Source organism: Caloramator proteoclasticus DSM 10124, assembly GCF_900129265.1.
Lineage (GTDB): Bacteria > Bacillota > Clostridia > Clostridiales > Caloramatoraceae > Thermobrachium > Thermobrachium proteoclasticum.
In genome coordinates, this window is sequence record NZ_FQVG01000077.1 from 1 (window position 1) to 8,010 (window position 8,010).

7 protein-coding genes are annotated in these 8,010 nt (G+C 31.4%); all 7 read left to right on the forward strand.

Annotated features, from left to right (window positions below):
• The first annotated feature begins 158 nt into the window (after window positions 1–158).
• The gene (locus BUB63_RS12255) at window positions 159–1,850 is read left to right on the forward strand and encodes a hypothetical protein (RefSeq protein WP_084106783.1); all 1,692 of its coding nucleotides are present in this window, start codon (window positions 159–161) and stop codon (window positions 1,848–1,850) included.
• 190 nt (window positions 1,851–2,040) lie between these two features.
• Entirely contained in the window at window positions 2,041–3,915 is a 1,875-nt protein-coding gene (locus BUB63_RS12260; protein ID WP_073250160.1) for a phage/plasmid primase, P4 family, read from the forward strand.
• Between the two features lie 224 nt (window positions 3,916–4,139).
• The gene (locus tag BUB63_RS12265; protein WP_073250163.1) at window positions 4,140–4,373 is read left to right on the forward strand and encodes a hypothetical protein; all 234 of its coding nucleotides are present in this window, start codon (window positions 4,140–4,142) and stop codon (window positions 4,371–4,373) included.
• Entirely contained in the window at window positions 4,373–4,801 is a 429-nt protein-coding gene (locus tag BUB63_RS12270; RefSeq protein WP_073250166.1) for a DUF1492 domain-containing protein, read from the forward strand. Before BUB63_RS12265 ends, BUB63_RS12270 begins: the two co-directional genes overlap by 1 nt.
• Before the next feature lie 282 nt (window positions 4,802–5,083).
• Window positions 5,084–5,965 (forward strand): Abi family protein, encoded by an 882-nt coding sequence (locus tag BUB63_RS12275; RefSeq protein ID WP_073250168.1) that lies wholly within the window; start codon window positions 5,084–5,086, stop codon window positions 5,963–5,965.
• 192 nt (window positions 5,966–6,157) lie between these two features.
• On the forward strand, window positions 6,158–6,538 hold the full coding sequence (locus BUB63_RS12280) for an HNH endonuclease signature motif containing protein (RefSeq protein WP_073250171.1): 381 nt from the start codon (window positions 6,158–6,160) through the stop codon (window positions 6,536–6,538).
• 261 nt (window positions 6,539–6,799) lie between these two features.
• On the forward strand, window positions 6,800–8,010 hold a 1,211-nt coding region (locus BUB63_RS12285), incomplete at its 3' end, for a site-specific DNA-methyltransferase (RefSeq protein ID WP_073250174.1).

Genomic DNA, 8,010 nt, shown 5'->3' on the forward strand with positions numbered 1-8,010 from the left:
ATTGAAGTAGAGTTTGAAAGCTTTTCACAATATAATGATTTAATACTTGATATTCATGAAGCAATTGATGGCAATTTAGAATATGCAGTTGAATATGGGGAAACCAGCAAAGGATTTAAGACTTTTAAAATAACTGAAGTGTTCGAGGTTAATTAAGGATGATTCTATTCTTTGACGCAGAGGTTTTCTTGGCGGATTGGCTCTTCGTCATATTAGATCCTGAAAAACATAAAAAGTATGTCTTCATAAATGATGCTAAGAAATTAGCATCATTTTATGAAGAACATAAAGACTATATATGGATAGGCTATAACAGCCACCATTATGACCAGTATATTTTAAAAGGTATCCTTTGTGGTTTCAACCCTTATGACATTTCAAATTATATTATATCAGAAAAAAAGCCAGGATGGCAGTATAGTTCTCTATTAAAAGATATACAACTTAATGAATTTGACATAATGACAACAACGCATGGTTTAAAAGAACTTGAAGGCTTTATGGGAAATGATATTAGAGAAAGCAGTGTTAGCTTTTCAATAGATAGGAAGTTAACAGATGAAGAATTAGAGGAAGTTGTTAAATATTGTACCCATGACGTAGAACAAACAATGGAGATATTTTTACACAGAAAAGAAGAATTTGAAACACATATAGCCCTGCTGAAAGCTTTTAAACTGCCTCTTAAGTATATAAGCAAAACAAAGGCACAATTAGCTTCAATTATATTAAAAGCAAACAAAGCAAATAGAAGTGATGAATTTGAAATTAATATTCCAAGTAATTTAAAGATCAACAAATATAAAGAAGTTGTTGAGTGGTATAAAAATCCTACAAATCACAACTATGATAAATACTTAGAAGTTAATGTTAGTGACGTTCCTCATGTATTTGCATGGGGTGGGCTTCATGGTGCAAGAGAAAAATTTGTTGGTGAAGGAATAATATTAAATTTAGATGTAGTTTCATTTTACCCAACACTAATGATAGAGTATGGCTATTTATCAAGAAATGTTGAGGATCCTAAATTATACAAGGAAATATATGAAGAAAGAATAAGGCTTAAAAAAGAAAATAACCCACTTCATAAGCCGTATAAAATAGTTTTAAATTCAACATATGGAGCCATGAAACATAAGTTTAATAATCTCTATGACCCAAGACAAGCAAATAATGTATGTATAACTGGGCAGCTTCTTTTATTAGATTTAATTGAAAAATTAGAACCTTACTGGACACTTATACAATCAAATACTGATGGAGTAATAGGTAAATTAGAAAAACAAGAGGATGTAGAAATTATTAAATCAGTCTGCAGGGAGTGGGAAGATAGGACAAAAATGAAACTCGAATTTGATATTTTTAAGAAAATATATCAAAAGGATGTAAACAACTATATCATGATTCACGAAGATGGAAGTTTCAAATCAAAGGGTGCTTATGTTAAGAATTTAAGTGAAATAGATAACGATCTTCCAATAGTTAATGTGGCTTTAAAGGAATATTTTATTAACAAAACACCAGTAGAAGAAACAATTAATAACTGCAAGGATTTAATGATGTTTCAAAAGGTAGTTAAGCTCACATACAAATATTCACATGCTTTATATGGGGACAAACCACTTGCAGAGAAAACATTAAGAGTTTTTGCATCAAAGAGTGAGGATGATAAAGGTGTATTTAAAGTAAAATCCAATGGTAGAGTTGAAAAAATTGCAAATACGCCTGATAGATGCTTTATATTAAACGACAGTGTAAAAGGCAAAAGAGTGCCAAGAAGGCTTGATAAGGAGTGGTATATAGACTTAGCAAAGAAAAGAATTTGGGATTTTATAGGTGAAATTAAATAAAACTTAATAGAAATTTGGGAAAGTAACACCCAAGATATAGGGATTTAAAAAGGATTTGTGATTAAATTTAAGTTGTTTTTGGTAATAAAGAGCAAAGTTTTGGCTTAAAACAACCCAAAAAGCATACAGAAATGGGTAGAATAATTACCATTATGTAATGCATTTCTTACCAAAAGGCGGTGAAAATACTATGGATATTTTTAAAGGATATATTCCTTTAAAAGGCAAAAAACCATTAGAAGAATATAAAGATAGAAATAAATTTTATACCTATGACTGGGCGAGAAAAACATTTGAAGATTATGGTGCAGTATTAAAAGATGATATTATTCAAATAGATTTTGATTCTAAGGAAGAAGCTGATATTGTAAAAAACATAATAACAGATTTAAACATAAAATGCTGCATATTAAAGACCGACAGAGGGATGCATTTTTATTTCAAAAATACAGGCTTACAAACAAGAAAAATTAAGACAAAGACGCCTTTAGGATTAACAATTGACATAGGACTTGGCTCAAAAAATTGTATTGTGCCATTAAGAGTAAATGGAGTAACAAGAAGATGGTTAAACAAAACAGATGAAGTTGACTATCTTCCAGAATGGTTAAGACCATTAAAGATAGCACCAAATTTTTTAAATATGAAAGAAGGAGACGGAAGAAATCAAGCCTTATTCAATTATATACTAACACTTCAGTCAGAAGGTTTTAGCAAAGACAGCATTAGAAATATTATAAATATAATCAACAAGTATATATTAAAAGAGCCTTTAGAGCAAAGAGAAATAGATACAATACTTCGTGATGAGGCATTTTTAAAACAGTCTTTTTATCATAAGTCAAAATTTCTTCATGACCAGTTTGCAAGATTTATAAGGGATGAGGAACATATTATAAAGATAAACAATCAACTTCATATATACAAAGATGGTGTTTATATAAGTAACTACTTAGAAATAGAATCTGCTATGATAAAACATTTGCCAGAGCTTAATAAAGCAAAAAGAACTGAAACTTTAAATTATCTTGAACTTATAACAAACAATATTACATTAAGCAGAGATGACTATAACAAAATAGCATTTAATAATGGTGTATATGACATATCTGATAATACCTTTAAAGAACATTCTCCAACGTATATTATCACTAACAAGATACCGTGGAACTATAATCCTAATACCTATTCAGAACTTGCGGATAAAGTATTAAACAAGATTTCTTGTAATGATAGTGAAATTAGAATGGTTCTTGAAGAATTGATAGGATATACATTCTACAGGAAAAACATAATAGGGAAGGCATTTATATTAACAGGTGAAAAACAAAATGGTAAGTCGACATTTTTAGATATGATAACAACACTACTTGATACAACTAATATTTCAGCACTTGATTTAAAGGAACTTGGAGAGAGATTCAAAACAGCAGAACTATTTAGTAAACTTGCAAATATTGGTGATGATATAGGTGATGAATTTATAGCAGAGCCTTCGTTTTTTAAGAAACTTGTTACAGGTGATAGAATAAATGCAGAGAAGAAAGGCAAAGATCCATTTGATTTTAACAACTATGCAAAATTATTATTCTCTGCAAATAACATTCCGAGGATAAGAGATAAAACAGGAGCAGTCCAAAGAAGGCTTCTAATAATACCTTTCAATGCAAAGTTTACAGAAGATGACCCTGATTTTAGGCCAGAAATAAAGTATGAACTTAGAAACAGCGAAGTTATGGAATATTTAGTTCTATTAGGTATTGAGGGCCTTAAAAGATTAATTAAAAATAAGAAGTTCACAAAATCAATTGAAGTAGAAAAAGAATTAAAAGAATATGAGAAAATGAACAATCCAATAATAGAGTTTTATGATGAATATGAAGAAGAAATAGAAAATCAGCCGACCAAGGAAGTGTATAAGAAGTATCTTGAGTTCTGCATAAATAACAACAACCAGCCGTTAAGCCAGATAGAATTTTCAAGGCAGGTTGCTAAAAGGTTTGGGTTTAAAACAGAGGAAAGAAGAATTAATGGGAAAAAATATAGGATTTTTGTAAAGCAATAAGCAGTCGCAGATGTCCAAGATGTGTCGCAGATGTGTCTCAAATTGTAGCCCAGTAATATCAAGGGTGTCCCAGATGTCGCAGATGTATATATTTTTTTATATATGCTTTTTAAAATAAAAAAACAAATAAATATGTATATAAAAAATAATATATATAGATATATCTATGGATCTTAGACTTAATATGGAATTGTAAAAAAATAGAAATTACGGAGGTTATAACAATGACAAGAAAAGCAAAGGATGAATCTAGTAAAGATGCGATTAATTGCTTTGCATATAGAAACAGAAGATGCTTAGTTTTAACAACTAAAGACTGTTCAAAATGTCCATTTTATAAGACAAGAGAACAATTTAAAGAGGACCGCACTAAAGCATTGGACAGGCTAAATACTTTGGACAAGGAATATAAATCTTATATCATGGAAAAATACTACTCATACAAGGGGATGAAGTGATGAAGGCAAAGGAATTTTTGCAACAAGCTATATGGCTTGATAAATTGATTGATAGTAAACTAGAACAACTTGAAAAGTTAGAGGCATTAGCTCAAAAGACAACAGTAGATTTATCAAAGGAAAAAGTATCAGGGGGAAGCGGCTCAACAAGTCCTATGGAGAATGTAGTGGTAAAGATAGTGGGGCTTAAGGAGGAAATTAATAACGACATAGATAGATTGATTGACATAAAAAAAGAAATAGGAGAAATAATTTCAAGATTAGAGGATCCAAGTTATCAGCTTATACTTGAAATGAGATATATAAACAACAGGGATTGGGAAGAAATAGCATATGAAATGAATGCAGGAATAAGAACTATATATAGGCTACATGGTAAAGCATTAAAAGAAATCGAATTAAGAAACTTGACCACAAAATGGCAGTAAAAGTCACTAAATGTCATTGAATGTCAGTAGAAAAGTGTGATATTATTAAGATGAAAAGGTATAGACAACACGGCACTGTAGAATAAGCCGAGGTTAAATCAGAATGAATCCAAGGAAACGCAGTGTTTAAGCTCTAAAGTAAAACTACTTTGGAGCTTTGTTCAAAAATATTAAAAAATAATTGACAGAGTGAAGAATTTTTTATATTATAATATTAACAGAGCTCACCACGCCTCTTAACAATGCGGACCAGGGTGAGACTTTTTATTTATGGTGGGTTATATGGAAACTGAAGTAAAGAGTAAAATAAAAAAAGCTAAAACATTTGAAGAACAAATTGAGATACTAAAATCAAGGAATTTGGTTATTAAAGATGAAAGTGAAGCTATTAGTATTTTACAACGAGTTAATTATTATAGATTAAGTGCCTATATGTTAACCTTTAAAGAAAATGATAAGTTTAATGAAGGTATAACTTTTGATGATGTATATAATTTATATAAATTTGATAAAGAGTTAAGAAATTTAATATTGCCTGTATTAGAAAGTATAGAAGTGGCATTTAGAACACATATAGCTTACTTAATTGCACACAAATATGGCCCATTAGGTTATGAAGATAAAAACAATTTTAAAAATGAGAAATATCATGCGGATATGAAAAATAAACTCCAAGAAGAAATAAATAGAAGCGATGAATTATTTGTTAAACATCATATAAATAATTACGATGGAGTTTTTCCAATATGGGTAGTTATTGAATTAACTTCTTTTGGGACATTATCTAAAATTTATAGTAATCTAAAAGATGATGATCAAGATGATATTGCTAAAAATTTTTATGGAACTAAAGGTGAATATTTAAAGACTTGGTTGCACACGCTTTCAAATTTAAGAAATATATGTGCTCATTACGGAAGGCTGTATAACAGAAAATTTACTGTAACACCAAAATTATTTAAAGCAGATAAAAAACGAGGCATAATAAATGATTCATTATTTGCAAATTTATTTGTTATGGGTAGATTACTTAAGCAAAAGACGGAATGGAAACATTTTGTTACAAAATTAGAGGCGTTGGTTGAACAGTATGATAAGGTTGATTTAAAATGTTTAGGATTCCCGAATGATTGGATTGAAATACTTAAATTTAATAAAAAATAATAATATGTATTTCTATTAATTAAAGAGGCTCTGAAATATTCAGGGCTTTTTTTATTGGAGGAAACATTATGAAAATTAGAGTTAAAACTAATCGAAAGTTTAGTAAATGTTATAAATGCGTATGGGGAACATGGCTATCACCAGAGTTGGTGTTTTGCATGTCCCCTTCTTGTTTAAAGGAAGGTGGTAGCAGTGCAAAGAAAACCGAAACGTCCTTGTAGTTATCCTGGCTGCCCTGAACTTACCGATGGTAGGTATTGTGAAAAACATGAGAAAGAGATTGAAAGGGAATATAACAGAAACAACAGAACCTACAAGTATTTATACAACACTGCAAGGTGGAAGAGGCTAAGAATAAAGTTTTTAAAAGAACATCCCTTGTGTGAAGAGTGTAAAAGAAATGGTGTTGTTACTCTAGCAGAGGTAGTTGACCACATAATACCCCACAAGGGTAATAAAGAGTTGTTTTGGGATGAGGAAAACCTGCAGGCTCTTTGCAAGGAGTGCCATGATAGTAAAACAGCTAAAGAAGATGGAAGATGGGGAAGGAAGGATGAGGTATATGAATACTAAACTAATCAACAAAAAGATGTTTATATCCTGTGGATAAGTTGTGGATAACTTTTGAGGAGAAAGGTCTAAAAGCACCATACCCATATGGGGTATAAATCTCTACGCCTTGAGCCGCAAGGTCGGGCGGGCCCCTCTACACGAAAATTCGCGAAATTACAGGGAGGGGGTTAAGTGGCGTCAGCCTTTGAAAAATCAAGGTTTCAGGGTTTCAAAACATAGGGTATTTTAAAGCAAATTTTTTAGTTTAGGGGGAGTGATTTTGTGGAGGTAAAAAAGATAGCAGTTGATAAGATAAATCCAGCTAAATATAACCCAAGGAAAAAGTTAAAGCCTGGAGAGGCTGAATATGAAAAGCTTAAAAGGTCAATAAAAGAATTTGGTTATGTTGAGCCTATTATTTGGAATCAAAGAACAGGCAATATAGTAGGTGGGCATCAAAGGTTTACTGTTTTAAAAAACGAAGGATATAAAGAAGTTGATTGTGTAGTAGTTGATTTAGGTGAGCAAGAGGAAAAGGCCCTTAATATAGCACTTAATAAAATTCATGGTGATTGGGATTTGCCTTTATTAAAAGACCTTTTAGAAGAACTTGATAAATCAATGTTTGATGTTTCATTAACAGGGTTTGAGGCCGCAGAGATAGAAGAAATATTTTCAAAGGTTCATGATAAAGAAATAAAGGATGATGAGTTTGATGCTGATAAGGCTTTAGAAGATATTAAAGAACCGATAAGCAAATATGGTGATGTATGGCTGCTTGGAAAGCATAGATTAATGTGTGGGGATAGTACATTTCTTCATGATGTTTTAACTTTGCTTGATGGAAAGAAAGCAAATATATGCGTTACAGACCCTCCGTACAATGTAAATTACGAAGGTGGAACAGAGGATAAGCTAAAGATTATGAATGATAAGATGGATAATAATAAATTTTATGAATTCTTGCTATCAGCGTTTAAAAACATTTATGAAGTTCTAGACGATGGTGCTGCGGTTTATGTTTTTCATGCGGATACTGAAGGCCTTAATTTTAGAAAGGCATTTAAAGAGGCAGGATTTCATCTTGCTAATGTATGCATATGGGCCAAGAACAGCATGGTTTTAGGAAGATCTGATTATCAATGGCAGCACGAGCCAATCCTTTATGGGTGGAAGCCGACAGGGAAGCATAGGTGGTATTCAGACAGAAAACAGACGACTATTTGGAACTACGATAAGCCTTTAAGAAATGCAGAACATCCAACAATGAAACCAGTGCCATTAGTTGCATACCCAATAAAAAACAGTAGCATGACAAACTGCATTGTTTTTGACCCCTTTGGTGGAAGCGGTTCAACTTTGATAGCTGCTGAAGAAACAGGAAGAATATGCTGCATGATGGAACTTGACCCTAAATATTGTGATGTTATAGTGAAAAGGTATTTAGAATATACGCAGGATGCTGATAATGTGTTTTTAATAAGGGATGGTGA

What these genes read in the sequence shown, in the direction of transcription:
- BUB63_RS12255 (WP_084106783.1), top strand. Translation starts at nt 159, where the DNA reads ATGATTCTATTCTTTGACGCAGAGGTTTTCTTGGCGGATTGGCTCTTC.
- BUB63_RS12260 (WP_073250160.1), top strand. Translation starts at nt 2,041, where the DNA reads ATGGATATTTTTAAAGGATATATTCCTTTAAAAGGCAAAAAACCATTA.
- BUB63_RS12265 (WP_073250163.1), top strand. Translation starts at nt 4,140, where the DNA reads ATGACAAGAAAAGCAAAGGATGAATCTAGTAAAGATGCGATTAATTGC.
- BUB63_RS12270 (WP_073250166.1), top strand. Translation starts at nt 4,373, where the DNA reads ATGAAGGCAAAGGAATTTTTGCAACAAGCTATATGGCTTGATAAATTG.
- BUB63_RS12275 (WP_073250168.1), top strand. Translation starts at nt 5,084, where the DNA reads ATGGAAACTGAAGTAAAGAGTAAAATAAAAAAAGCTAAAACATTTGAA.